The 26240-nt window shown below is 71.5% G+C and carries 23 protein-coding genes and 1 pseudogene; 19 read left to right on the top strand and 5 right to left on the bottom strand.

Annotated features, from left to right (window positions below):
• Positions 1–187: 187 nt before the first annotated feature.
• Positions 188–931 (top strand): NUDIX hydrolase, encoded by a 744-nt coding sequence (locus tag PV679_RS08305; protein WP_319679419.1) that lies wholly within the window; start codon positions 188–190, stop codon positions 929–931.
• Positions 928–1950, top strand: coding sequence for an ADP-ribosylglycohydrolase family protein (locus tag PV679_RS08300; protein ID WP_319679418.1), 1023 nt, complete (start codon positions 928–930; stop codon positions 1948–1950). Before PV679_RS08305 ends, PV679_RS08300 begins: the two co-directional genes overlap by 4 nt.
• Positions 1951–1966: 16 nt before the next feature.
• Here the strand turns inward: PV679_RS08300 and PV679_RS08295 are convergent, their stop codons facing one another.
• Entirely contained in the window at positions 1967–2677 is a 711-nt protein-coding gene (locus tag PV679_RS08295; RefSeq protein ID WP_319679417.1) for a DNA polymerase beta superfamily protein, read from the bottom strand.
• A 179-nt stretch (positions 2678–2856) separates the two neighbouring features.
• Between PV679_RS08295 and aroH the strand changes: the two genes are divergently transcribed.
• The 5 genes from aroH to der all read left to right on the top strand — a co-directional run bounded on the left by aroH (position 2857) and on the right by der (position 7324).
• Positions 2857–3219, top strand: coding sequence for a chorismate mutase (gene aroH, locus PV679_RS08290; protein WP_319679416.1), 363 nt, complete (start codon positions 2857–2859; stop codon positions 3217–3219).
• On the top strand, positions 3216–4301 hold the full coding sequence (locus PV679_RS08285) for a prephenate dehydrogenase (protein ID WP_319679415.1): 1086 nt from the start codon (positions 3216–3218) through the stop codon (positions 4299–4301). Before aroH ends, PV679_RS08285 begins: the two co-directional genes overlap by 4 nt.
• 145 nt (positions 4302–4446) lie before the next feature.
• On the top strand, positions 4447–5157 hold the full coding sequence (gene cmk, locus PV679_RS08280; protein ID WP_319679414.1) for a (d)CMP kinase: 711 nt from the start codon (positions 4447–4449) through the stop codon (positions 5155–5157).
• A gap of 53 nt (positions 5158–5210) precedes the next feature.
• Positions 5211–5798: a lysophospholipid acyltransferase family protein gene (locus tag PV679_RS08275; RefSeq protein ID WP_319679459.1), complete on the top strand. Its 588-nt coding sequence runs from the start codon at positions 5211–5213 to the stop codon at positions 5796–5798.
• 65 nt (positions 5799–5863) lie between these two features.
• A complete protein-coding gene (gene der, locus PV679_RS08270) occupies positions 5864–7324 on the top strand; it encodes a ribosome biogenesis GTPase Der (protein ID WP_319679413.1) in 1461 nt (486 codons plus the stop codon).
• An 85-nt stretch (positions 7325–7409) separates the two neighbouring features.
• Here the strand turns inward: der and PV679_RS08265 are convergent, their stop codons facing one another.
• Together PV679_RS08265 and PV679_RS08260 are read right to left on the bottom strand one after the other, a co-directional pair.
• Positions 7410–7859 carry a hypothetical protein gene (locus tag PV679_RS08265; protein ID WP_319679412.1) on the bottom strand — a complete coding sequence of 150 codons (450 nt, stop codon included), beginning with the start codon at positions 7857–7859 and terminating at the stop codon, positions 7410–7412.
• Positions 7856–8635: a hypothetical protein gene (locus tag PV679_RS08260; protein WP_319679411.1), complete on the bottom strand. Its 780-nt coding sequence runs from the start codon at positions 8633–8635 to the stop codon at positions 7856–7858. The genes PV679_RS08265 and PV679_RS08260 overlap by 4 nt, the downstream gene beginning before the upstream one ends.
• 438 nt (positions 8636–9073) lie before the next feature.
• On the opposite strand from PV679_RS08260, the gene PV679_RS08255 reads away from it, so the two are divergent.
• The 4 genes and pseudogenes from PV679_RS08255 to PV679_RS08240 all read left to right on the top strand — a co-directional run bounded on the left by PV679_RS08255 (position 9074) and on the right by PV679_RS08240 (position 12836).
• The gene (locus PV679_RS08255; protein WP_319679410.1) at positions 9074–10342 is read left to right on the top strand and encodes a glycosyltransferase family 4 protein; all 1269 of its coding nucleotides are present in this window, start codon (positions 9074–9076) and stop codon (positions 10340–10342) included.
• Complete coding sequence (locus tag PV679_RS08250; RefSeq protein ID WP_319679409.1) at positions 10339–11166, top strand: hypothetical protein; 828 nt, start codon at positions 10339–10341, stop codon at positions 11164–11166. Before PV679_RS08255 ends, PV679_RS08250 begins: the two co-directional genes overlap by 4 nt.
• Before the next feature lie 152 nt (positions 11167–11318).
• A pseudogene (locus tag PV679_RS08245) lies at positions 11319–12272 on the top strand (helix-turn-helix transcriptional regulator); the annotation flags it as partial.
• Between the two features lie 348 nt (positions 12273–12620).
• Positions 12621–12836, top strand: coding sequence for an I78 family peptidase inhibitor (locus PV679_RS08240; protein WP_319679407.1), 216 nt, complete (start codon positions 12621–12623; stop codon positions 12834–12836).
• Positions 12837–12960: 124 nt separating this feature from the next.
• Here PV679_RS08240 and PV679_RS08235 read toward each other — a convergent pair whose 3' ends face one another.
• A complete protein-coding gene (locus PV679_RS08235) occupies positions 12961–13941 on the bottom strand; it encodes a phosphatase PAP2 family protein (protein WP_319679406.1) in 981 nt (326 codons plus the stop codon).
• Between the two features lie 421 nt (positions 13942–14362).
• Here PV679_RS08235 and PV679_RS08230 point away from each other — a divergent pair, with 421 nt between their 5' ends.
• Both PV679_RS08230 and PV679_RS08225 read left to right on the top strand, forming a co-directional pair.
• A complete protein-coding gene (locus tag PV679_RS08230) occupies positions 14363–16129 on the top strand; it encodes an MFS transporter (RefSeq protein ID WP_319679405.1) in 1767 nt (588 codons plus the stop codon).
• 120 nt (positions 16130–16249) lie between these two features.
• Positions 16250–17446: an acyl-CoA dehydrogenase family protein gene (locus PV679_RS08225; protein WP_319679404.1), complete on the top strand. Its 1197-nt coding sequence runs from the start codon at positions 16250–16252 to the stop codon at positions 17444–17446.
• Between the two features lie 37 nt (positions 17447–17483).
• On the opposite strand, the gene PV679_RS08220 is transcribed toward PV679_RS08225, so the two are convergent.
• On the bottom strand, positions 17484–17918 hold the full coding sequence (locus PV679_RS08220; RefSeq protein ID WP_319679403.1) for a cell division protein SepF: 435 nt from the start codon (positions 17916–17918) through the stop codon (positions 17484–17486).
• Between the two features lie 276 nt (positions 17919–18194).
• On the opposite strand from PV679_RS08220, the gene PV679_RS08215 reads away from it, so the two are divergent.
• From PV679_RS08215 to PV679_RS08190, 6 genes are all read left to right on the top strand, one after another.
• A complete protein-coding gene (locus PV679_RS08215) occupies positions 18195–19409 on the top strand; it encodes a DUF5685 family protein (RefSeq protein WP_319679402.1) in 1215 nt (404 codons plus the stop codon).
• 386 nt (positions 19410–19795) lie between these two features.
• Complete coding sequence (locus PV679_RS08210; RefSeq protein WP_319679401.1) at positions 19796–21790, top strand: FAD/NAD(P)-binding protein; 1995 nt, start codon at positions 19796–19798, stop codon at positions 21788–21790.
• A 101-nt stretch (positions 21791–21891) separates the two neighbouring features.
• Positions 21892–22965 carry an LLM class flavin-dependent oxidoreductase gene (locus PV679_RS08205; RefSeq protein ID WP_319679400.1) on the top strand — a complete coding sequence of 358 codons (1074 nt, stop codon included), beginning with the start codon at positions 21892–21894 and terminating at the stop codon, positions 22963–22965.
• A gap of 53 nt (positions 22966–23018) precedes the next feature.
• On the top strand, positions 23019–24092 hold the full coding sequence (locus PV679_RS08200) for an LLM class flavin-dependent oxidoreductase (RefSeq protein ID WP_319679458.1): 1074 nt from the start codon (positions 23019–23021) through the stop codon (positions 24090–24092).
• Positions 24093–24097: 5 nt separating this feature from the next.
• Positions 24098–24925, top strand: coding sequence for a DUF1684 domain-containing protein (locus PV679_RS08195; protein ID WP_319679399.1), 828 nt, complete (start codon positions 24098–24100; stop codon positions 24923–24925).
• Between the two features lie 330 nt (positions 24926–25255).
• Positions 25256–26155 (top strand): S1 family peptidase, encoded by a 900-nt coding sequence (locus tag PV679_RS08190; RefSeq protein WP_319679398.1) that lies wholly within the window; start codon positions 25256–25258, stop codon positions 26153–26155.
• The last annotated feature ends 85 nt before the right edge of the window (positions 26156–26240 follow it).

Here is a 26240-nt window from a genome sequence, read left to right as displayed (position 1 = left end):
AACGGAGCCCGCGGCCTGATGGCCGCGGGCTTTTCCCTTGTGTGGTACGCGTGTTCGCCTTTATAGTCAGTATGACCATTAAGGAGGCGGGTGTGAGTCTCGCGGACAACCTCGCCGGACGCGGCCGGCGGACCTGGACCCACGGGGGTGGACCAGGTCCCTGGTCGCCGCCGCTGCCGGAGCGCCGGTGAACACGCGGCGGCCGGGCGCACCGGCGGGCTATGACCCTTCCGCCTTCGAGCCCTTCGCCGTCACCGTGGACCTCGCCGTCTTCACCGTCCGCGAGGGCCGGCTGCACGTCCTGCTCGTCGAGCGCGGACAGGACCCTTACCTGGGCGCCTGGGCACTGCCCGGCGGCTTCGTACTGCCGAGGGAGTCCGCCGGGCAGGCGGCCCGCCGCGAACTCGCCGAGGAGACCGGCCTGTCCGAACGGACCGCCACCGCTCTCCATCTGGAACAGCTCAGGACCTACAGCGACCCGGACCGCGACCCCAGGATGCGAGTGGTGTCCGTGGCATACACCGCGCTCGTACCGGATCTGCCGGAGCCGCGCGGCGGCGGAGACGCCGCCCGGGCGCGCTGGACGGAGTTCGGGTCGCTCGGACCGCTCGCCTTCGACCATGAGCGCATCCTCGCCGACGCCTGCGACCGCGTCGGCGCCAAGCTCGAATACACCTGTCTGGCCACGGCTTTCTGCCCGCCCGAGTTCACTCTCGGAGAACTGCGCCAGGTGTACGAGACCGTCTGGGGCGTCGAGCTGGACCGTCCCAACTTCCGGCGCAAGGTGCTCGCCTCGCCCGGCTTCGTCGAGGCGGTCGAGGGACCGCCTCGGCTGACGGGCGGGCGCGGGAAACCGGCCGCGCTGTACCGCGCGGGCGCCGCCACGACACTGCATCCACCACTTCTGCGACCGGAAGGACGGACCGCATGATCACCACGAGGGCTCTCACCAAACAGGCCGCCACCGGCTCGCTGACCGGGCTCGCACTGGGCGACGCCCTGGGCTTTCCGACGGAGTTCAACGATGTGCCGTCGATCCTCGCCAAGTTTGGCCCGTGGCGGGAGATGGCTCTGCCGGAGCCGGCGTTCGTCACGGACGACACCCAGATGACGCTCGCGTTCGCGCGGGGAATACGGACCGCGATGGACTCGGGCGTGCTCGGCCCGGCGCGTCTCGAACGGACGGTGCGGGACGAGTTCGTCGCCTGGTACCACTCACCGGACAACAACCGCGCTCCCGGCCGCACCTGTCTGACGGCCTGCGCGCTCCTCGACGGCGACCGGCCCTGGCAGCAGGCCAGCCAGGTCGGCTCCAAGGGATGCGGAGCCAATATGCGGGTCGCGCCGATCGGTCTCGTCCCGGGACTGAGCGATGAACAGCGCGCGGGCGCCGCGCAGTTGCAGTCCGCTCTCACCCATGGCCATCCGACGGCGCTGGCCGCCTCCGACCTGACGGCGCGCGCGGTGTTCCTGCTGGCGCGGGGCGCGGAACCGCTCGGCCTGGTGGGCCAGTTGCGTTCGTACGCGTACGAGAACCGGAACCGCTACTACCACCGCTGGCTGGGCGACCTGTGGACGCTCGGCCACGACCCGTCGCCGGAGTCCTTCATCGGCCGGGGCTGGGACGAGTGCGTGGCGGCCCTCGAACGTGTACAGAGTGCCCTGCGCACCCCGTCTCCGGAGACCGACCCGTGCCTGGCGACGGGCGACGGCTGGATCGCCGAGGAGGCGCTGGCCACCGGGCTGCTCTGCTTTCTGCTCTTTCCCGAGGAGCCGGTCACGGCGCTGCGCCGAGCCGCCTGCACCAGGGGCGACTCGGACTCCATCGCCTGTCTGACGGGCGCGTTCGCCGGTGCGCACCTGGGCGCGGCGGCCTGGCCCAAGGAGTGGGCGGAGCGGATCGAGTACCGCAGCGATCTGCTGTCGCTGGCGGCCCTCTGGGACGCCTGACCCGCGCCGACGGCCGTCAGACAGGGACCCGGCCCGGTCCCGGCCCGAGCGCCGAGGCGCGGCGGGCGCGGATCAGGAAGTCCTCCACACGGGCGTGGTCGGGCTCGGCCGGGAGCGGCGAGCGCGCGGCGGCCGCCTCGGCCTCCGCGACGAGGCGGTCCATCCGCCGTTCGATCTCGGACCAGGGAACCTCGCCGTGTTTCACCGCCAGCAGGGACTCCCGGTCCGTGCCGACGTCGATGACAAGCCGGCCCGTACGCAGCAGATCCCGGCAGGACGCGGTGAGGCGCAGCAGATGCATGGCGTGCTTCCAGCGCGGTGCGCCGTGCCGCCGGACATCCGCCACCAGCTTCCTGTGCTGGCCCTCGGCGTACCGGACGAAGGTCCGATGCGCCTGGCGGGACAGGAACGCGTCGCGCAGCGCGACCAGCTCACGGCCCGTGTCGTCGACGCGCTCGACGAGCGGTGAGTGCAGGCACTCCAGGACATTGGGGTTGGCGCGCAGCGCCAGCGAGCAGAAGCGCTCCAGCTCCCACGAGAACTGCTCGGCCGCCGGTCCCTCGACATGCGCCGGAGGCTTCTCGAAGCGCCAGTACAGCGAGGTGGGAGCGAGGAAGACACCACGGATGTCGGTGTCGCTGTCCCGCGTCGCCAGTCCGAAGGCGCGTGAACCCATCACACAGGAGTAGACCGTGTGGTCGCGGACGAGAGCGTCGGGCGGTGTCATGCGCGAGAGAGTACGAGAAGGGCCAGGGCGCCGCGTACTGGTTTCCCGGCCCGCGCCTCCGCCACCGGTCCGGAGTCCGCCGCGGTGGCCCCGCCACCGTCTCGCAGGACGGTCGCGGAAGCCGTTCTCCCGGTGGCTGACTACGCTGGCCGGAGCAGTCGATCACTGAGGAGAGCGTCGTGGCGGTACGAGCGGTCCGTGGGGCCGTCCAACTGGAGCGGGACGAGTCCGCGCACATGGACGACCAGGTCAAGCAGCTCCTCACCGCGATCCTGGAGCGCAATGAGCTCACTCCGGACGATCTGATCAGTATCTGGTTCACGGCCACGCCCGATCTGCACAGCGATTTCCCGGCCGCCGCGGCGCGCGGGCTCGGTATCGTCGACGTGCCTCTGATCTGCGCTCAGGAACTGGACATCGCGGGTGCGCTGCCGCGTGTGGTCCGGATCCTCGCCCATGTCGAGTCCGACCTGCCCAAGTCCGCGATCGCGCACGTCTACCTCGGCGCCGCGGCCGCTCTCCGCAAGGACATCGCCCAGTGAGAAACGCCGTCGTCATAGGGTCGGGCCTGATCGGCACCTCGGCGGCACTGGTGCTGTCCGGCCGGGGGATCACCGTCCACCTCACCGACCACGACCCGGAGCGCGCCCGCACCGCCGCGGCGCTCGGCGCGGGCACGGACGGGATGCCCGAAGGACCGGTCGACCTGGCGATCATCGCGGTGCCGCCCGCCCATGTCGCGGCCACGCTCGCCGCGGCGATGCGGGACGGTGTGGCGCGCGGCTATCTGGACGTGGCCAGTGTCAAGGGCGGCCCGCGGCGCGAGCTGGAGGCGCTCGGCCTCGATCTGACCTCCTACATCGGTACGCATCCCATGGCCGGGAAGGAGCGCTCGGGGCCGCTGGCCGCGACCGCGGACCTCTTCGAGGGACGTCCCTGGGTGCTGACGCCGACCGCGGACACCGACACCGAGGTGCTGAACCTGGCCCTGGAACTGGTCGCGCTGTGCCGCGCCGTGCCGGTCGTCATGGACGCGGACGCGCACGACCGGGCGGTCGCCCTGGTCTCGCACACCCCACAGCTCATCTCCTCGCTGGTCGCGGCCCGGCTGCAGGAGGCCGACGAGACGGCCGTACGCCTCTGCGGCCAGGGCATCCGCGATGTCACCAGGATCGCGGCCTCCGACCCCGGCATGTGGGTCGACATCCTCTCCGCGAACCCGGGGCCGGTCGCCGATGTGCTGGCGGGCTTCGCCGCGGATCTCGGCGAGACGGTCGAGGCGCTGCGCGCGCTCCAGTCCTCGGACGAGGACAAGCGGCGCGGCGGCACGGCCGGTATCGAGGACGTCCTGCGGCGCGGCAACGCGGGCCGGGTGCGCGTGCCGGGCAAGCACGGCGCTGCGCCCACGGTCTACGAGATCGTGTCGGTCCTGGTCAGCGACCAGCCGGGCGAGCTGGCCCGGATCTTCGCGGACGCCGGACGGGCCGGAGTCAATGTGGAGGACGTCCGGATCGAGCACGCGACCGGGCAGCAGGCGGGCCTGGCCCAGTTGATGGTGGAACCGGCGGCGGCCCCGGTGCTCAGCGCGGCCCTGCGGGAACGCGGCTGGTCGATCCGCCAGTAGCGGCCACGCGGCCACCGCGGAGCGGGTACCGGCGGCGTCCCGCCGAACGGGTGCATTCGCGGTCCTGAGTACTCGGTAACCTTGTGCGGGGGCGTACGGACGTCCCCGTACATCCACCCCGTGAACCAGGAAGGTGTCCGCCCCCGTGGAAAACGGAGCAACCGCCGCCCGGACCGCTGTGATCGTTGCCATTGACGGGCCCTCCGGCACGGGCAAGTCGAGCACCTCCAGGGCCGTGGCCGCCCAGCTCGGACTCAGCTACCTGGACACCGGCGCGCAGTACCGGGCGATGACCTGGTGGATGATCAGCAACGGCGTGGATGTGCGGGACCCCGCCGCCGTCGCGACCGCCGCGGGCAAGCCCGTCCTCGTCTCGGGCACCGATCCGGCCGACCCGGCCATCACCGTCGACGGTGTCGACGCCGCGGGCCCGATCCGTACGCGGGAAGTCACCTCCGCGGTGAGCGCGGTCAGCGCCGTTCCCGAGGTACGGGCCGTCATCACCGAGCTCCAGCGTTCCATCGCGTCGGCGGCGGCGTCGTCGCGGGGCATTGTGGTCGAGGGCCGCGACATCGGTACGACCGTCCTGCCGGACGCCGACGTCAAGATCTTCCTCACCGCGTCGCCGGAGGCACGGGCCGCCCGCCGCAGCGGTGAGCTGAAGGGCAAGGAGGCGGCCGATGTCGCCGCCACCCGGGAAGCGCTGATCAAGCGGGACGCGGCGGACTCCAGCCGGAAGACCTCTCCGCTCGCGAAGGCCGACGACGCGGTCGAGGTGGACACCACGGACCTCACGCTGCGGCAGGTCATCGACCGTGTCGTGACTCTCGTCGAGGAGAAGCGGGCCGAACGGTGAGCGCACCGTCCGCACGAGGCGCGGCGATCGGTCGCGGCATCGGCATAGGGTTGATGCACGGGCTCTGGAAACCGCGGGTGCTGGGCGCCTGGCGGGTGCCGGCGAGCGGCTCCGTCATATTGGCCGTCAACCACGCGCACAACATCGACGGTCCGATGCTGATGGGCACGGCGCCGCGTCCGGTGCATTTCCTGATCAAGAAGGAAGCGTTCGTCGGCCCGCTCGACCCGTTCCTGCGGGGCATCGGGCAGCTCAAGGTGGACCGTAAGGCCGCGGACCGCGCGGCGATCACCGGCGCGCTCGCCGTGCTCAGGAACGGCGGAGTGCTGGGGATCTTTCCCGAGGGCACCAGGGGCGAGGGCGACTTCGCCTCGCTGCGCGGCGGGCTGGCGTACTTCGCCGTACGCTCCGGCGCGCCGATCGTGCCCGTGGCGGTGCTGGGAAGCACCGAGAGCCGGGGACGGTTGATACCGGCGCTGCCCGCTCTGCGCGGCCGTGTGGACGTCGTCTTCGGCGACGCCTTCGAGGCGGGCGACAGCGGCGGGCGGCGCACCCGCGAGGCGATGGACGACGCCACCGTACGGATCCAGGAGCGGCTGACCGCCCACCTGGAGAACGCCAGGCGCCTCACTGGGCGCTAGGCAAGACTTGAGTAGTGCGCCGCGTGCCGCGGTGCACCGATCACGATGAACGAGGTACGGACTTCATGAACGACCAGATCGACTCCGGCGACGAGCACGGAGAGCTTGGCGACGCCGAGTACGCGGAGTTCATGGAGCTTGCCGCGCTGGAGGGCTTCGAAGCCGAGGATGTGGAGGGCGCGATCGGTGAGGCCGGTCACGGCCCGCTGCCCGTCCTCGCCGTCGTCGGCCGGCCGAATGTCGGCAAGTCGACCCTCGTGAACCGCATCATCGGCCGCCGTGAGGCGGTCGTCGAGGACAAGCCGGGCGTCACCCGCGACCGCGTGACCTACGAGGCCGAGTGGGCGGGCCGCCGCTTCAAGGTCGTCGACACCGGCGGCTGGGAGCAGGACGTGCTGGGCATCGACGCCTCCGTCGCCGCTCAGGCCGAGTACGCGATCGAGGCCGCCGACGCGGTGGTCTTCGTCGTCGACTCCACGGTGGGCGCGACCGACACCGACGAGGCCGTGGTCAGGCTGTTGCGCAAGGCCGGCAAGCCCGTCGTGCTCTGCGCCAACAAGGTCGACGGACCGAACGGCGAGCCCGACGCGACGGCGCTCTGGTCGCTCGGACTCGGCGAGCCGCACCCGGTCTCCTCGCTGCATGGCAGAGGCACCGGCGACATGCTCGACGCGGTGCTCGAAGCCCTGCCCGAGGCCCCGGCGCAGACCTTCGGCACCGCCGTCGGCGGACCGCGTCGTATCGCGCTCATCGGGCGCCCCAATGTCGGCAAGTCGTCTCTGCTGAACAAGGTCGCGGGCGAGGAGCGCGTCGTCGTCAACGAGATCGCCGGCACCACCCGCGACCCGGTCGACGAGCTGATCGAGCTCGGCGGGACGGTGTGGAAGTTCGTCGACACCGCGGGCATCCGCCGCCGGGTCCACCTCCAGGAGGGCGCCGACTACTACGCGTCGCTGCGCACTGCGGCCGCCGTCGAGAAGGCCGAGGTCGCGGTCGTACTGATCGACACGAGCGAGTCCATCAGCGTCCAGGACCAGCGCATCATCACGATGGCGGTGGAGGCGGGCCGCGCTCTCGTCATCGCGTACAACAAGTGGGACACGCTCGACGAGGAGCGGCGCTACTACCTGGAACGCGAGATCGAGACGGAGCTGGCCCAGATCGCCTGGGCGCCACGGGTAAATGTCTCGGCGCGGACCGGCCGCCACATGGAGAAGCTGGTCCCGGCGATCGAGACGGCGCTGGCGGGCTGGGAGACCCGGGTGCCGACCGGCAGGCTCAACGCGTTCCTCGGTGAACTGGTCGCGGCTCATCCGCATCCGATCCGCGGTGGCAAGCAGCCGCGGATCCTCTTCGGTACGCAGGCGGGTACGAAGCCGCCGCGCTTCGTGCTCTTCGCGTCGGGCTTCATCGAGCACGGCTACCGGCGTTTTGTCGAGCGCCGGCTGCGCGAGGAGTTCGGCTTCGAGGGCACTCCGATCCATATCTCCGTGCGGGTGCGTGAGAAGCGCGGCCGGAAGAAGTGAGCGGCCGGAAGGAGTGACGTGAGGGCCGGTCCGCAGGACCGGCCCTCACGCGTGAACAGGACCCGCCGGTCCGCAGGACCCGCCGTCAGGCACCGCGCCGGGGACCCGGCGGGAGGGCCGCCGGCGCGTGCCGCCCGGTGCGCTGGCGGCCCTCCCGCTGCCAGGACCCCGTGAACGAGGTGTGACCGAGCCCGCTGTGGCCGCCGGCGTATCCGACGTGGGCGGCGTGCAGGCCGGTGCCGAAGGCCGTGAAGCCGAGATTCTCCTCGTTGCTCCGGTCTCCGGGCAGCGCTCTGAAGGACCGGCGGAACTCGGAGTACAGCGCGTCGTAGATCGGCGTCGTCGAATATCCGTCCGCTACGTCCTGCGCGGGGCGCATGGACGGGATCTGGCGCTGGTACGGCTGTCGGGAGGGGTCGTATGAGTGCACATACGTGCCAACGACCCCGCCCTCCGTCGGATGCGGGCAGGCCGCGGAAATTGCCGCCGACGGTGCGCGGGCCGTACCGAGGACGGCCCGGGTGGCCTCGGTCATGTGCCGGCCAGCGGCATGGCCGCGGCGACCAGCATGCCATTGGCCGTGGCCTTGTCCAGGGCGTCACGCAGCAGGTCCTCGCGGGGCTGCTGGCCGATCGCGCCGACCGGCGCGGCGAAGACCAGCACCGTGTGCGACCTGTTGGCCGCCGCCCGCCAGCCCTCCGTGACCTGGAGCGGCTGATGGGCCTGCCACCAGGCGACCGGGCTGCCGCCGCCGGTGCCCGGCTGGAGCACGGCGTGGAGCTGGCCCATCGCGAGCAGCACCGACCAGCCGTGCAGCGGAGCGGGCAGCCGGTTCAGATCGGCGACCGGCTGGAAACCCTGCTCGACGAGGAGCTGGAGGAACTCGTCGGTGGTGCCGCGCGAGCCGGGCCGGGTGATCGCGGCGGTCGGCTCGACGACCAGGGCCGGGTGCAGATCGCCCTCGATCAGCACCAGACCGCTGGTCACGCCGAGAACGGCCTGTCCCGCACCGGCGGCGGCTCCGGGCCCCGGCTCGCTGCTGGTGATGCTCCGGACCGCGCCCTGGAGCTGGTCCTCGGCGACCTGGACGACCTGCGACGGGATGCAGGTGGCATGGGCGAAGGCGAGAACGGCGGTCTCCTCGCCGACGAACAGCACGGTGCTGGTCCGCTCCTGTTCGGAGTCGCCGGGCGTCCGGCAGGAGGTGCAGTCGTAGCTGCCCGGGGAGTTCTCACCGGTGAGCAGCCGGTCGGCTTCTTCGTCGCCGATCTCGGCGCGTACGTCCTCGCTGACGTCGAGCATGCGCGGCACGGGTGGCTCCTCGAACTCAGTGCGTGGGCCGGGCTGTTCCCGGCTCGTAAAGAAGACAACGGGCGAGCCGTGGCCAGGGTCACGCGTGGAATGGCACAGAATCGAACCATCCGGCGAAACGGACGAGGCGTCGCACGAAACCAGTGCTTCCGTGCCAATGCGTGCTGGACGACGGGAAGTTGACCCGGAACGGCGAATCGCGGGTCAGTACATTGACAGGTCGACAAATCGGGAATCAGTGAAGCAATGGGGTGGCTGATTCCCGCTGGTCAGCCCGCCGGTCCGGGTGTCTTCGCTGCGCCGTCCGGGTGCGTGATCGTACGAATGTGCTTGGAGTCGGCACCATCCGGGTCATTTCTGCGTCTACCCAGTCGCCCGGACAGGACCGGCGGGCGGAGGGACCGGCAGGCGGACAGGATTAGGGGGAACCGGCACGGTATGCACATCTCTTTTCTGCTGCACAACGCGTACGGCATCGGCGGGACGATCAGGACCACGTTCAACCTCGCCGGGACACTGGCCGAGCAGCACGACGTCGAGATCGCCTCGGTCTTCCGCCACCGCGAGGAGCCGGCCCTCGGCGCTCCCTCCGGCGTACGGCTGCGTCACCTCGTCGATCTGCGGCGCGACGGTCCCGGCTACGAGGGCGACGATCCGGAGCACGCCAGGCCCGCCCGGGTCTTCCCGCGAGGAGACGGGCGGCACCGGCAGTACAGCCGGCTCACGGACGCCAGGATCGCCGCTCATCTGCGCTCCTTGGAGGCCGATGTCGTCATCGGCACCCGCGCGGGACTCAATGTCCATATCGCTCTGCAGGCCCGGCGCGGCCAGGTCCGCGTCGGGCAGGAACACCTCTCTCTCGACAGCCACAGCCGCCGGCTCCGCCGCGAGATCGGCCACCGCTACCGGCTTCTCGACGCGGTCACCACGGTCACCGAGGCCGACGCGCGCGCCTACCGCGCCCGGCTGCGGCTGCCCGGTGTACGGATCGGCGCGATCCCCAACAGCGTGCCCGCGCCCACTGTCGCGCCCGCCGATTCGACCGGCAAATGGGTCGTCGCCGCCGGCCGGCTCACCCGGGTCAAGCGGTACGACCTGCTGGTGCGGGCCTTCGCGCAGGTGGTGACCGTCCGCCCGGACTGGCGGCTGCGGATCCACGGCGGCGGCGACTCGGCCGGCGACGAGAAGGCGGCGCTCCGGAAGCTCGTCGAGGAGAGCGGGCTGTACAACCATGTGTTCCTGATGGGGCCGGCCGCTCCGCTGGAGGCGGAGTGGGTCAAGGGATCGATCGCCGCCGTCACCTCCAGCCGCGAGGCCTTCGGCATGACCATCGTGGAGGCGATGCGCTGCGGCGTCCCGGTCGTCGCCACCGACTGCCCGCACGGGCCCGGTGAGATCATCGAGGACGGTGTCGACGGCCGGCTGGTGCCGACCGGTGATGTGGACGCCATCGCCGCGGCGCTGCTCGGGCTGATCCAGGACGACGAACTGCGCGGGCGCACGGGACAGGCGGCGCTCGCCGCCTCGGCCCGCTTCGACCCGGCGCGTATCGCCGGGCGCCACGAGGCGCTCTTCACCGAGCTGGCCAGGACTCCTCGGGCCACGCTGCGCGACGCGCTGCGCCGAGGCGGCAGCGCGGTACTGGGCGGCGCGTACAGCGTGCGCGACAAGGCCGCCGACGTGATCCGAAAGGGCAGGACCGCATGACCAGACCCACCGGACGGCGGATGTCGCACGCCGTGCACACCGCCGACTGCATCGCCGACTCGGCGGGCGGGATCACCTTCGACATCAGAGGTGCCGCCCGGCCCGACGCGCTGCTCGTGCTGCGCCGGCGCGGTGGCCGGCCCGGCGAGGCCGGTGACGAGGTCCGGCTGCCGCTGACCGGGGCCGGGGAGTCCCGGCTGCGAGCCGTGCTGCCCAGCACGGTCGATCTGGCCGAGGGACACTGGGACGTCCGCACGGGCGCCGCCGGCGAGGAGCCGGTACGGCCCGGCGTCCGGGATGTACGGGCCCTGATCGACCGGGTCCCGGAATCCGGCCGGGTCTTCGCCCGGATTCCGTATCCCACGCCGGACGGCCGTCTCGCCGTCCGCTCCTGGGTCCGCGCACCGCACGCCGAAGCCGGGACGGTCCGCTGCGACCAGGACACGGCGACGGTCGAGGGCATGCTGTACGGCTCCGAGCTGGGAGAGGGCGCGGAGGCCGAGGCGCGGCTGCGCGGCGGCGACCGTACCCACCGGGTCGCCGTCACCGGCCGTGGCGGGGCCTTCGTCTTCACGCTGCCGTACGGTCCGCTCGCCGCGAAGCCGGTCGAGAAGCGCCAGTGGTGGGATCTCTGGCTGCGGCCGGCGCGGGACGCCGCCGGGATACGGATCTCCCGGATTCTCGACGACGTCTGGGACAAGCGCGCGATCCACGTCTATCCCGGCCACCGGGCGGACGGCTGGCTGGCGGCTCCGTGCTACACCGGTGACAACGATTTCTGCGTACGGCTGGACCCCGCGCCGGTCTCGTCCACGACGCGATGACCTGCCGCGCGATGACCTGCCGCGCGATGACCCGCCGCGCGATGAGCCGCAGAACGTAGTGCCGTCGCAGGCCGTCCGCCGCCATGTCTCGCCGGAGCCCGTGAGGCACTCGCGGACAGCCTCTGTCCGCGACGGCTGCCAGACTCGGCCTCATGTTGGAGACCTCGGCCCGCCTGCTGCGCCTGCTCTCACTGCTCCAGACCCACCGCGACTGGTCCGGCGCCGGTCTCGCCGAGCGGCTCGGCGTCACCACGCGCACCGTACGGCGCGATGTCGACCGGCTGCGGGAGCTCGGCTATCCGGTGAACGCCAGCCCCGGCACGGGCGGCGGCTATCAGCTCGGCGCCGGAGCGGAACTGCCACCGCTGCTGCTGGACGACGAGGAGGCCGTCGCGGTCGCCGTCGGTCTGCGCACGGCGGCGGGCAACGGAGTCGAGGGCATCGGTGAGACCTCCGTACGCGCTCTGGCCAAGCTGGAGCAGGTACTGCCGGACCGGCTGCGCCGCCGGGTCGGCGCACTCAACGCCTTCACCGTGCCGATGCTGCGCGGACCGGAGCGCTCGACCGTCGATCCCGGCGTACTCACGGAGCTGGCCAACGCCTGCCGGGACAGCGAGCGGCTGCGCTTCGAGTACCGCGACCACGAGGGCTCCGCCACTCGCCGTACCGCCGAGCCGCACCGTCTGGTGTGCACCGAGCGCCGCTGGTATCTCGTCGCCTGGGACCTGGACCGCTCCGGCTGGCGTACGTTCCGGGCGGACCGCGTCACTCCGAGGCCGCCGCACGGCCCGCGCTTCACTCCGCGCCCGCCGCCCGCCGAGGATCTCGCCGCCTATGTCTCGCGTGGAGTGTCCACCGGGGCCTATGCCGCCACGGCGGTCATCAGGCTCCGGGCGTCGGCGGAGGAGGCGGCCAGGACCGTGTCTCCGTCCGCCGGTGTCCTGGAGGCGATCGACGAGCACAGTTGTCTGCTGCGGACCGGAGCGGCGAGCCTGGATGTGATGGTGATCCATGTGTTGCTCCTCGGCCTCGACTTCGAGGTGATCGAGCCGCCGGAGCTGACCGACTGCATCAGGACGGCACGCGACCGGCTGTCGCGGGCACTGGGCTGATGGAGCGCGTACGGAGCGTCCGGATATGGCGCGAATCAAACGTGTCGCCGGACGTCGGATTGTGCGGGGGATTCGTGAATTCTGTGCACTTCTTGAATTGATCCGGAACGTCGACGTCATGGTCCGGCAAAGGTGAATTCAGGACGAGTAAAAATCGAGCGATATTCAGGAACACCGAATTACTCCGGAGTGGTGTATGAAGCGCCCGTTGGAGTGAAGCCGTTCGTGTCCGACGCGCGTCATGACCTTGTGACACGGGTGTGACCGGTGACAGACAGGAGCCGTCCCGGCGAGCGTCCGCCCGGCTTCCTTCACCGGCTCCCGGCGCCTACGGTGAGTGGTATGGCACCGACACCGACCCCTCCCGTACACCCTTCCGACGATCCCGCGTCCTACGTCGGCCTCGACGCCGAGAGCGCCGAGCGTCTCGCCCGTGAGCGCGGCTGGAGCACGGTCCGTGGGCTGCCGCCGGGCTCGATCATCACCATGGAGTATGTGGCGGGCAGGCTGAACTTCGAGGTCGACAACGGGCGGGTCGTCCGCTGCTGGCACGGCTGAGCTCGCCGGCGCGGGACAACGGCATGCGGGACCACGGCATACGGAAGGCCCCGGCCGGAGCCGGGGCCTTCCCTGCTGCGCGAGACGGTCTGTGCGTACCGTGCCCGAAGCCTCCGCGCGCCGCTCAGCCGCCCGTCGCCGGCCTTGAGTGAGGCGGGCGACGGCTGCCCGCCGGAGTCATCGGCGGCCGTTCCGCGCGCACCGCGTGCGGCCGTGGCTGGGTGAGCTGAGCGATGGTCCTGTTGCCCGTGACGCGGCCACCCTGACCTGCGGCGACCGGCTTCCTGGCCGCCTCGCCGCCCGGCGTCGCCGGCTGCGCGGCCGGCGCCGGCGTCGGGCCTCCGGCCGCGACCGGAGTGGAAGGAGTGAGCCTTCGGCTCGCACGCCACCGCTCGCGTCCCGCGAAGATCGCCAGCTCGGACCGGCCGATGAGCGGCTCGACCCAGGGCAGTCCCAGCAGGATCAGCAGGCCGGCGGCCCAGCCGAGCAGCACATCGCTCAGCCAGTGCGTACCGAGATAGACGGTCGTCGCGCCGACGCCGAGCGCCACCACGGACGACATGACCGACAGATAGCGCCTGGCCCGCGGCGTGGTGGCCAGATACGCCAGGATTCCCCAGGTCACCACGGCGTTGGCGGTGTGTCCCGAAGGAAATATATCGCCGCCCGCGAAGAGCTCGGCGGAGCCGATCTGCGTCGCGTAGTGCGGGCCGAGCCGCCCGAGCCCGATCTTGACCGCTCCGACGGTCACATTGAGCAGCAGCAGAGCGGCACCGAGAGTCAGCAGCGGCCGCAGCGTGTGCTGGCGCCACGAGCGCCAGCCCAGCCAGGCCGCGATCATCACGGCGGTCGGCCCGCGCTGGCCGAGCACCACGAAGTAGTCGAGGAAGGCATGCAGGCCCGGCCACTGCTGATAAGGCCGGAAGAGCATGACTTTCCAGTCCAGGGTCACCAGCCAGGACGAGGCGAGCACGGCAATGACGATGGCGAGATAGAACGCCAGCGTCCCGCCGAAGAGAGCCTTGCGGGTGCGGCTCATCCGCGGGATCTCTATCTTCGGCGGCTCCGGCTCCCGGTCCAGTCGGGCAAAGATGTCGGTACGCACGCAATCGACGTTACAGCGAGTGAGTGACCGAACAGGTCCATCCGCTCTCTTCGTGATGACGATGTGATGTGGAGTCCGTCGCAAGGGACGGTTTATTCGGGACGGTTCCCGAAAACCACGTGACCTTGGCCGCTATTAATCGACACGCCGTCACGGGAACCGTCTTTGTGCGGAACAGAATTAGTTCACCATGACGTCGTGTGGAATTTCCCTGCCGCTCGCCCTTCCGCCCCGTGGTGTTGGCGCGCCGAGGGTGGCGTACGCCACACTCCCTGGTCGGAACGGTGAGACATGCACCACGCACCACACGCGTTCACTCGCGTACGCTGACGGCTCACTCGCCAGCCGATGCCGGGCCGCCCCGAGGGACGAGGTCCCCGTCGGCCCGCCGAACGCGAGGGACGCATTGGGAGGTACTCAGATGTCCGGGACCACCACGGCCGGAGCACGGCTGCGCGCGGCCACCGGCGGCGGTGCCAACCGCTGGGTCGTCCTGATCGTCCTCTGCGTCAGTCTGCTGCTGGTCGCACTCGACGCGACCGTGCTGCATGTCGCCGTCCCGGCCGTCACCGCGGACCTCAGCCCCAGCGGGGTCGAGCTGCTGTGGATCGTGGACGCGTATCCGCTGGTCTGCGCCTCGCTGCTGATCCTCTTCGGCACGCTCGGTGACCGCATCGGACGCAGACGGGTCCTGCTGCTGGGATACGGGCTCTTCGGGGCCGCCTCGGCGGTCGCGGCCTTCGCCGGCAGTCCGGTGGTGCTGATCGGAGCGCGCGCCCTGCTCGGCGTGGGCGGCGCGATGATCATGCCCGCGACCCTGTCCGTCCTGCGCGCGGTCTTTCCCGACCGGCGCGAGCGCGCGGTGGCCATCGGCGTCTGGACCGCCGTGGCCGCGGTCGGCGCCGCGGTCGGCCCGGTCCTCGGCGGTTTCCTCGTCGAGCACTTCTGGTGGGGCTCGGTCTTCCTGATCAATCTGCCGCTGCTGGCGGTCATCCTGCCGCTCGGCCGCCTGGTGCTGCCCGAGTCGAAGGGCTGCGCCGACGGCCCCTGGGACGTGCTCGGCGCGCTGATGGCGGCGGCCGGAGTGCTCGGCGTGGTCTTCGGCGTGAAGCGCCTCGGCGCCGGAGACGGAGCGCTCGACCCGGCGACTCTCGGCCCGCTGTGTCTCGGCGCGGCCCTGCTGGTCCTCTTCGTACGCAGACAGCGCCGCCGGACGCAACCGCTGATCGACATGCGGATGTTCGCCAGGCCGGCCTTCTCCACCTCGGTGGGCTGCATCGTCCTCGCCATGCTGGCCCTGGTCGGCCTGGAGCTGATCGCCGTCCAGTACCTCCAGCTCGTCCTGGGACTGAGCCCGCTGGAGACCGGGCTGCGGCTGCTGCCGCTGACCTTCGCCGCCATGGCCGCGGGCGCCACCGGATCGGCCACGCTGCGCCGGGTGGGCCCGCGCGCGATGGTGGCCTGGGGTTTCGTCCTCACCGCCGGCGCCGTACTGCTGCTGGTCCTGATGGGCCAGCACGACCGGCCCGCGCTGCTGACCGCTGCCTTCGTCCTGCTCGGCTTCGGACTCCAGACCACGCTCTTCGGCGCGTACGAGTCGATGCTCAGCGAGGCCCCGGCCGAACAGGCGGGCGGCGCGGCGGCCATCGGCGAGACGTCCTACCAACTCGGCGCCGGCATGGGAATCGCGCTGCTCGGCAGCGTGATGAACGCCGCCTACGCGCCCGCGATGTCGTCGGTGCGCGATGTTCCGCCAGGAGCCCGCTCGGCGGCGGCCGAGTCCCTCGGCGAGGCGTATCAGGTGGCGGCCCGGCTCGGCGGGCCGGCCGGAGAGTCCCTGCGGACCGCCGCGCGCCAGTCGTTCGTGCACGGCCTGCATGTGACGCTGCTGGTCAGCGCCGGTCTGCTGCTGCTCGGCGCACTGGCCGCGCTACGACTGCCGAGGATCATGGACTGTCCGGCGCCCGGAGCCGCCCCGGCCGAAGAGGCGCCGAAGGCCCGGCAGGCGCGCGGGATGAGGCGGCCACCGGAGCAGCGCTCCGCGGAGCCACGGCCGGCCGAGCGGCCGTCGTCCCGGCTCCGCAAACCGCCGGAGAAGCGGCCGCCCAAGCTGCGCAAACCGCCGGAGACACGGGAGCCGTCCGATCTGGCCGCGCTGCGCGGAAGGGCCGAGGCGCGGTCCAGGTGAGGGCCGGACGGCCGCCGGGCGGGCCCGGACTGGACGAGCGGCCTACTGGGCCGTAACCTCGGCGCCGAGTCGTGACCAGCGCCGCCAGGGCGTGTTTGCGAGCCGCCGGAGGCCCTTCCCATGTCCGCACCGTCCGCGACGAAGCCGCCGTCCTTCGACCCGGACGACCCGCTCGGCCTCGACGATCTGCTCGACCCGGAGGACCTGGCGATCCGGGACACCGTGCGTGCCTGGGCCGCCGACCGGATCCTGCCGCACATCGCCGGGTGGTACGAGAGCGGCGAGCTGCCCGGCATCCGCGAGCTGGCCCGCGAGCTCGGCACTCTCGGCGCGCTCGGGATGTCCCTGACGGGCTACGGCTGCGCGGGAGCCACCGCCGTCCAGTACGGACTCGCCTGTCTGGAACTGGAGGCCGCCGACTCCGGCATCCGCTCCCTGGTCTCCGTGCAGGGTTCACTCGCCATGTACGCGATCCACCGCTACGGCTCCGAGGAGCAGAAACAGCGCTGGCTGCCCGGTATGGCGACGGGCGAGATCATCGGCTGCTTCGGCCTGACCGAGCCCGACCACGGCTCCGACCCGGCCGGGATGCGTACGCACGCCAGGCGGAGCGGCGACGACTGGATCCTCACCGGCCGCAAGATGTGGATCACCAATGGCTCGGTGGCCGGCGTCGCCGTCGTATGGGCCGGGACCGACGACGGCATCCGCGGTTTCCTCGTCCCGGCCGGCACCGCCGGGTTCTCGGCTCCCGAGATCAAGCACAAATGGTCACTGCGCGCCTCGGTCACCAGCGAGCTGGTCCTCGACGACGTACGGCTCCCCGCCGACGCCGTGCTGCCCGGAGTCACCGGGCTGCGCGGGCCGCTCGGCTGTCTCAGCCATGCCCGTTACGGAATCGTGTGGGGCTCCATGGGCGCCGCGCGCGCCAGCTTCGAGTCGGCGCTCCAGTACGCGAGGACACGAGAGCAGTTCGGCCGCCCGATCGGTGGCTTCCAGCTCACCCAGGCCAAACTCGCCGACATGGCCGTGGAACTGCACAAGGGCATCCTGCTCGCCCATCATCTCGGACGGCGCATGGACGCGGGCCGGCTGCGGGCCGAGCAGATCAGCTTCGGCAAGCTCAACAATGTGCGGGAGGCGATCGAGATCTGCCGGACCTCGCGGACCATCCTCGGCGCCAATGGGATCTCGCTCGAATACCCCGTGATGCGGCATGCGACGAATCTCGAATCGGTGCTCACCTACGAGGGCACCGTCGAGATGCATCAGCTCGTGCTGGGCAAGGCGCTCACCGGCCTCGACGCCTTCCGGTGACCGGTAGGACACCAGGCGGAACCGGTGAGCGCCCTGCTCAGCTCTGGTTGAAGAAGCCGTCCTGCGCGCGGCCCGCGGAGTCACCGGTGACGATCTCGGTGTCGGCGGGGGTCAGCAGGAAGACCCGGGTGGCCACGCGCTCGATCGAGCCGCGCAGCCCGAAGGCCAGTCCGGCGGCGAAGTCCACCACGCGCTTGGCGTCGGTGGGCTCCATGGCGGTGAGATTCATGATGACCGGGACGCCGGCCCGGAAGAGTTCCCCGATGCCCCGGGCGTCCCGGAAGCCGTCCGGGGAGACGGTGGCGATTCTGCGGTCCTGCTCGTGGGCGCTCCGGGAGGCGACCCGCACGCGAGGGTCGGTCTTCCAGTTGTCGCCACTTTCCGCACCCTCGGCGTACTCGTCGTCGTAGTAACGCTCGTCGTTGTCCTCAACGAGGCCCAGCCAGGCACTCGCCTTGCGCACCGATCCCATGGACGCCTCCTTTCACCGCGGTCACATGTCGTTCCCTATCCCTATCGTCGTCCATGATGCGGATTGCGCGCCAAGGGGATAGTCGGCGCGCAGGCGATTCGTGACGCTACTGGTGCAGAAGATGTGGTGATTCGTCAAGGTTCTTCCAGCGTACGGGCCCTGACGGGGTGCAAAATATGAACTTCCGGCCAGATGGGTGACGTAGGGGACGTCCGGGTGAACGGGTCACTCGATACGATGCGTTCCGCACACGCGAACGACTCTCGGGGGACAGTTGTGTTCGGAATCGTCAGACCGTGCGGCCATCGGCTCACCGGCGGACTCAGAAGCGAGTGGATGGCCCATCTCTGCGGGCTGTGCCTGGCACTTCGTTCCGACCATGGACAGCTCTCGCGGATCGTCACCAACTACGACGGCCTGATCGTCTCGGTTCTGACGGATGCTCAGACCGAGCGGAGCGCCGCGCGGCGGCGCACGGCGGGGCCCTGTCCACTGCGTGGTATGCGCACCGCTCCGGTCGCCAGTGGCGAAGGCGCCCGGCTGGCGGCCGCGGTGTCGCTGGTGCTCGCCTCGGCGAAGGTGCGGGACCACGTCGCGGACGGAGACGGGGCGTTCAAGCGGCGGCCGGTGGCCGCCGCCGCGCGCCGGGTCGCGGCCGGCTGGGACAGGGCGGGCGCGCGTGCCGGCGCGGAACTGGGCTTCGACACGGCCGTACTGGTCGACGCGGTCGACCGGCAGCCGGGGACCGAGGCGCTGGCCGGCCCCGGCACCCCGCTGCTCACCGTCACGGAGCCGACCGAGACGGCCACCGCGGCCGCCTTCGCGCACACCGCGGTACTGGCGGGCCGGCCCGGCAACCGGGCGCCGCTGGCCGAGGCCGGACGGCTCTTCGGACGGCTCGCGCATCTGCTGGACGCCGTGGAGGATCAGGGAGCTGACGCGGCGTCGGGTGCGTGGAACCCGCTCACCGCGACCGCCACCTCACGCGCGGAGGCGCGGCGGCTCGCCGACGACGCCGTACACGGAATACGTCTCGCGCTGCGTGACGCGGAGTTCACCGACGGCACGCTGGCGCATGTGCTGCTGGCGCACGAACTGCGCACCTCGGTGGAGCGCGCCTTCGGTGCGGCGACCTGTGCGCACCAAGGGCACGGCGGACAGCACGGCGGGCCGCCGGGGCCGTACGACGGCCCGGGCGCGGGGCCGTACCGCTCCGACGGTCCGTACGGCTCCAACAACCCCTACGGCGGCGGGAACCCGGGCGCGCCGGGCGGCCCGGGCGGGCTCCCGCCCGGTTTTGAGCCGGATCCGCCGAAGCCGGGCAGGCGCGGATTCTGGGCCGGCTGCGCGGTCTTCGTCGGACTGTGCTGCACCTGCAAACTGTGTTGCGCGGAGGAGTACGAGGGCCCCTGGTCGCGCAAGAAGCGGGAAGGCTGCTGCCGGGAGTGTGACTGCGACGGTTGTCCCGACTGCTGTGACTGTGGCTGCTGACGCGGTCGATGCCGACAGCGGACCGGACTGGCTGGGCGAGGGGAATGAAGCGTGGTGTCTGCGTGTGAAGGCACGCGGGGACGGGCGCGAGCGCCGGAGGCCGTGCAGGGCGTCAGCTCAACAGGAAGAGGACCACACTCGACCGAAGTCGATGTGGGAGCGTGTGACCAGCCACTGCTGCGAATACATGCGCCAAGTGGAACAGGCATCCGTTTCCGCGTCAACTGGCTGAGACGGTCGGCTCACAGTGCGGACAGGCTTGACAACCGGCCGTGCGCACGCCGTAGCCTCGACCTGGCAAGCGGACCGTGCTGAGGGGCTCGATCCGGCTGCGTTTCCATGAAGGCACCTCCCGTGCACGATCTCTGTATCCACGGAGCCTTCGCATGCCTGTCTCATCGGACACCGCCCGTAACCGGCCCGTCACCCCGTCTCTTGTCGTCATCGGCGCCGGTCCGCGCGGCACGGGTTTTCTGGAGCGGATCGCCGCCAACGCGCGGTCCCTTTACGGCGGCCTGCCCCTGGACATCCATCTTGTGGACCCGCATCCACCGGGCGGCGGCCGGATCTGGCGGCGTGACCAGTCGCCGCTGCTCTGGATGAACTCCATGGCCCAGGACGTCACGATGTACACCGACGACACGGTGCCACTGGCCGGGCCCGTACGGCAGGGGCCGGCGCTGCACGAGTGGGCACGGGACATCAGAGAGGGCCGGTCGAGGATCTCCGCGGAGTCCGAACGCGCCGAGTCCGAACGCGCCGAGTCCGAACGCGCCGAGTCCCGAGGCGGTGAGTCCGATGGTGAGAGGCCGCCGCTCCGCACGGAGATAGCCGAACTGACCGGCGAGACCTTTCCCAGCCGGCGGCTCCAGAGCGCCTATCTGAGCTGGGTCTACGAACAGACGGTGGCCGCGCTGCCGCCCGGTGTCACCGTCCACCGGCACCGCACCCACGCGTTGCGTGTCAGCGGTCCGCGCGACGGCCGGCAGCGCGTATGGCTGGAGGACCGCGTTGAACCGCTGCTCGCCGATCTCGTCGTACTGACCCTTGGCCATCTCGACGGTGAACCGGACGAGGAGCAGCGGGAGTTGAGCCGCTTCGCCGACCGGCACGGGCTGATCCATCTGCCGCCGGACTTCACCGCGGACAGCGATCTGTCCGCACTGCCCGCAGGCGAACCCGTCATCGTCCGTGGCTTCGGACTCGCCTTCATCGATCTGATGGTGCTGCTCACCGAGGGACGCGGCGGCCGCTATTCGGACGCCGCCCGCGAGAACGGCGACGACGGCACCGACGGAAAGCTCGTCTACCACCCTTCCGGCCGCGAGCCGGTCCTGTACGTGGGATCCCGGCGCGGTGTGCCGTACCACTCCAAGATCGGTTACGGACTGGACGGCGAACGGCCTCCGCTGCCGCGCTTCCTCGGTCCCGAACAGATAGACGAGCTGCTGAACAGACCGGGACCGCCGGACTTCCGGCGCGATGTCTGGCCGCTGGCCGAAAAAGAGCTGGGCTACGCGCACTACCACCGGCTCTTCACCGCCCATCCGGAGCGCACCCGCATCGCCTGGACCGACTTCGAGGAGAAGTACGCGGCGGTCGAACCCGCCAGTCCGGAGCTGGAAGCGCTGGTCGCCGCGGCCGTGCCCGACCCCGCCGACCGGCTCGATCTCGATGCCCTCGACCGTCCGCTGCGAGGAGTGCGCTTTCCGTCGTACGACGCGCTCCAGGACGGCCTGCGCCGCTACATAAGCGACGATCTCGCCCGGCGGCACGACCCCTCGCACAGCGCGGACCTGGCCGTCTTCCTCGGGCTGCTCTCCGTCTACGGCCAGCTCATCCGCCTCGGCGACATGGGCGACACGGGCGGCCGGTGGCACGGCTTCTTCAGCTATGTCGCCTCGGGCCCGCCGGGACCCCGGCTGCGCCAGCTCCTCGCGCTCTCCGAGGCCGGTGTCGTCCGTTTCCTCGGCCCGGACATGACGGTCGAGGCCGACGAGCGGCGCGGTATCTTCCGGGCCGGCGGCGCCGGTGTACCGGGAGAGCACATCGAGGCCCGCGCGCTGGTCGAGGCCCGGCTCCCGGACCCCTCGCCGGAGCGCACCCGCAGTCCGCTGCTGCGCGGGCTGTACGAGGAGGGCGCCGCCGCGACATCGGCGGGCCTGGTCCGGGTCGACCCGGACGACGGACGGCTCCTGGAGAGCGACGGCAGGCCGCATCCACGGCGCTTCGCGCTCGGCCCTTACACCACCGCGCGGTCGAGCGGCGCCTTCACCCGGCCCCGTACCGGAGGAGCGGCGTTCCGGCAGAACGACGCCACCGCGCGGGCCGCGCTCGGCCTGCTCCGCGACCTGTCCTGTCGCACGAGCCCAGGCGCCTGACCGCGTCCCGCTCCGGGGCTCAGAAGCCGGCGGGACAAAGCCCCGGCACCGCGACCCCGGACGCCGGCAACCACGCCGCCAACAGAAGCTGAAAGGCCGTCATGTCCGCACTCCGACCCCTGCATCTGGCCGCCGAGATCGGCGGTCCACCGGAGTACGAAGCCGCGCCGTACGTCGAACTCGCCAGGCTCGCCGAGCACGGCGCCCTCGACTTCGTCACCCTCCGGGACTCCTTCGCGCGCCCCGGCCCGGACGCGCTCGCCGTACTGGCCCGGGTCGCGCCCGCCACCGAGCGCATCGGCCTGGTGCCGACGGTCACCACCACCCACACCGAGCCGTTCCATGTCTCCACGGCCGTGGCCACTCTGGACTGGGTGAGCCGGGGCCGGGCCGGCTGGCTCGTCGATGTGTCGGACACTCCGGCGCAGGCCAGGCTCTTCGGCCGGCGTCCCGCCGCGCCCGCCGCGGACCTCTGGCAGGAGGCGGGCGAGGTCGCCGACGCCGCGGCCCGGCTGTGGGACGGCCGGGAGGACGGCGCCGGGATCCGCTCCACGGCGACCGGCCGCCTCGTCGGCCGGGACAGGCCGCACCATGCCGGCTTCGAGGGCACCGGCTTTCCGGTCCGTGGCCCGGCCGTGGTGCCGAGACCACCGCAGGGCCATCCCGTCACCGTGGTCGATGTGACCGGCGGCCACAGTGTCAGGACCGCCGCGCGGTACGCCGATGTGGTCCTGGTCGGCGCCGCCGCGCCCGAGCGGATCGGAGCGGTCCGGGAGGAGCTTCGCGCCCGCGCCGCCGGCCACGGCCGCGACCCGGACACGCTGCGGGTACTGGCCGCGCTCACCATCGATCTGAGCGGCGGTGAACGGCCCGCGGAACCGGGCCTGGAGAGCGCGCCGCGCACCACCGCCGGGGCCGGCGGCCCGCACTACCGTGGCGGTCCCGTCGATCTCGCCGAACTGATCACGGCCTGGCACCGGACCGGCGCCGTGGACGGCTTCCATCTCACGCCGGCCGAGCCGTGGCGCGATCTCGAACGGCTTGTCAACGGCACGGTGGCGCTTCTTCAGCACCGCAGCCGGTTCCGTACCTTCCATCCGGGCGGCACCCTCAGGGAACATCTCGGCCTCGCCCGCCCGGCCACCCAGTACACGCTCGCCGGAGGGACCGCGTGACCGCCGTCCCGACCGGTGCCACCCGCGCCGCGGGCTGCGCCGTCCGCAAGCGGATGCATCTCGCCGCGCGTCATCCCGGGACCGGCACCACCGCCGTCAGGACCGGCCGGCGTTCGAAGCCGGGAATCGATTTCTCCTCCTTCGAGCACCTGGCCCGTACCGCGGAGCGCGGGAAGTTCGACTTCCTCTTCCTCGCGGAGGCGCTGCGTCCGCACGAGCACCAGGGCCTGATCCACGAACCGGACACGGCCGGCCGGCCGGAACCGATCACCGTGCTGAGCGCGCTGGCCGCCGTCACCGACCGGCTCGGTCTCGCCGCCACCGTGAGCGCCGCCTTCAACGAGCCGTACGAACTGGCCCGCAGGCTCGCCACCCTCGACCATCTCAGCGCCGGCCGCGCCGCCTGGCACGCCGTCACCTCCTCCGACTCGTCGGCCGGAGAGGACGTCCGGCGCGGCCGTCCGGAAGGCACCGGCCGCTACATCCGGGCCGCGGAGTTCGTCGCGACAGCCCGTGAACTGTGGGACTCCTGGACCCCCGCAGGACCCGGCTCCCCGCACGGCGCTCCCCGCCCGTTCGCCCACTCCGGCGCGCACTTCGACATCGCGGGAGAGTTCACTCTCCCTCGCTCGCCGCAGGGCCACCCGGTGGTCATCCAGGCGGGCGGCTCCGAGGAGGGCCGGGAGTTCGCCGCCTCCGCCGCCGATGTCGTCCTCACCCGCCACGGCACCCTGGAGGCGGGCCGCGCCTTCTACGCCGATACCAAGAGCAGGCTGGCGAAGTACGGCAGGACACCCTCCGACCTCAAGATCATGCCGAGGGTCACCGTCGTCCTCGGCGACAGTGACGCCGAGGCACAGGAGCGGGCCGCCGCGATCCGCGAGCGGCGGGTCTTCCCGCACTTCGTCGGTGCCCCGGAGACTGTCGCCGAGGCGCTCGACACCTTTGTGCTGGAGGACGCGGCGGACGGCTTCGTCCTCACACCTCCGCTCACGCCGGGCGGTCTCGACGACTTCGTCGACCGTGTCGTCCCTCTTCTCCAGGAGCGCGGAGCCTTCCGTACGGAATACACGGGCTCCACGCTCCGCTCACATCTTGGGCTGCTCAGCCCCGTGCCGAAAGGTTGACCCGTATGACCACCGAGAGTTCCGCCGTCTCCGGCGCCGCCGCGGCGGCGCCGGAGACGGTCCAGGACTGGAAGAGCTGGCACGAGCAGCGTGTCTTCACGGTGTCCGCGCCGTACGGACCGCTCTCGCTCACCGGCACCCACTGGCTCGGAGACCATCCGGAGGGACACCTTCCGGCGGTTCCCGGAGTGTGGCGCGAGGACGGTGACGAGGTGGTGCTGACCGCGGCGGCCGAGGACGGTCTGACCGCCGACGGCCGTCCGCTGGCCGGCCGGATCCGGCTCACCGCCGACCGGCCGCCGAACGCGGAGTCCCGGATCGCCGCCGGTGAACGCCGGTTGGTCGTCCTGCGTCGCGAAGGGCTCTGGGCGGTACGCGACTTCGATCCGGACTCGGCGGCGCGGCGCGCGTTCCTCGGGATCGACGCCACGCCGTACGACCCGGACTGGGTGCTGCCGGGCCGCTTCCGCCCGTACGACGAGAGCCGTACCGTCCAGGTCGAGAACGCCGACGGACGCGAACGGGGCCTCGGCCTCGGCGGCGAACTCTCCTTCACCGTCGGCGATACGGCACACACCTTTCAGGCCGCGGTGGAGCCCGACGGCTCTCTCTGGGTGGTCTTCGCCGACACCACCAGCGGGAAGGAGAGCTACCGCTTCCGCTTTCTGCGTCCCGCCGCTCCGGCCGAGGACGGCACGGTGACGGTCGACTTCAATCGATCGCTGCTGCCGCCCTGCGCCTTCGCGGACCACTTCATCTGCCCGTTCCCGCCGCCCGGCAACACGCTCCCGATCGCCGTCCCGGCAGGAGAGCGCGACCTTCTCGGCGGCTGACACCACCGCTTGTCCTCCTCCGTACCGCGCCGGGACTGCTCCGTACCGCGCCGGGACTGCTCCGTACCGCGCCGGGACTTCTCCGGGACCGCTTCGGGACTGCTCCGGACCGCTCCGGGACCGCCGCAAGGGACGCCTCAGCCCCGTCCGCCTCACCCGTCACGGACGGCCAAAAGGCGCCCTTGCGCGGCCGGTTGTGGCCCCCAATACTCCCGAACAGCGCTGGTCGGGAGTACGGCTTTTCCGCAATCCGGATGAGCGCTCCCGGCTGCGCCTCACGGGCCCGGCACCCCACCCGCGGGCCCCCGATTCCCTTCGGAGGAACGACACGTGAGGATCAAGCGCACCACCCCCCGCAGTGGCATAGCCAGACGCATCCGTCTGCTCGCCGTCACCACCGGACTCGTCGCCGCCGCGGCGCTCGCGGTACCCGCCGCGAACGCCGACTCGGCCGGAGTCTTCAGCGCCTCCCAGCTCACCGCGGCGAGCGACGCCGTACTGAGCGCGGACGTGGCGGGCACCGCCTGGTACGTCGACAAGGCGAGCAACGATCTCGTCATCACGGCCGACAGCACCGTGTCCACGGCCGAGATCGCCGAGCTCAAGCAGGCCGCCGGAGCCAACGCCGGCGCGCTGCGCGTCGAGCGCACACCGGGCAAGCTCTCCAAGCTCATCTCCGGTGGCGACGCCGTGTACGCCACAAGCTGGCGCTGCTCGGCCGGCTTCAACGTCGTCAGCGGCAGCACCTACTACTTCCTGACCGCGGGACACTGCACCGAGGGCAATCCGCCCTGGTACACCAACTCCTCGCACTCCACGAGCATCGGTCCCACGGCCGGCTCCAGCTTCCCGGGCAACGACTACGGCATCGTGCGGTACTCCAACACCTCGCTCGCCCACCCGGGCACGGTCGGCAGCGTCGACATCACGAGCGCGGTCAACGCGACCGTCGGTATGTCCGTCACCCGCCGCGGCTCCACCACCGGTATTCACAGCGGTTCCGTGACCGGACTCAACGCCACGGTCAACTACGGCGGCGGAGACATCGTCTCCGGCCTGATCCGTACCAACGTCTGCGCCGAACCCGGCGACAGCGGCGGCCCGCTCTACTCCGGCTCCCGCGCGGTCGGTCTGACCTCCGGTGGCAGCGGCAACTGCTCCTCCGGCGGTACGACCTACTTCCAGCCGGTCACCGAGGCCCTGAGCGCCTACGGCGTCACCATCCTCTGACCCACGGCTGACCGTCCGCGACGGCGGAGCCGCGGATCCACGGAACCGCGGCCGCCACCGGCGAGCCCTCGGCCGACCACCGGCC

Origin of the sequence: Streptomyces sp. AK02-01A, assembly GCF_033795305.1 — a bacterium.
In the GTDB taxonomy this organism is placed as follows: Bacteria; Actinomycetota; Actinomycetes; order Streptomycetales; family Streptomycetaceae; genus Streptomyces.
The sequence above is the reverse complement of the archived record's forward strand: the minus strand, read 5'-3'. Positions and strand labels throughout refer to the sequence as shown.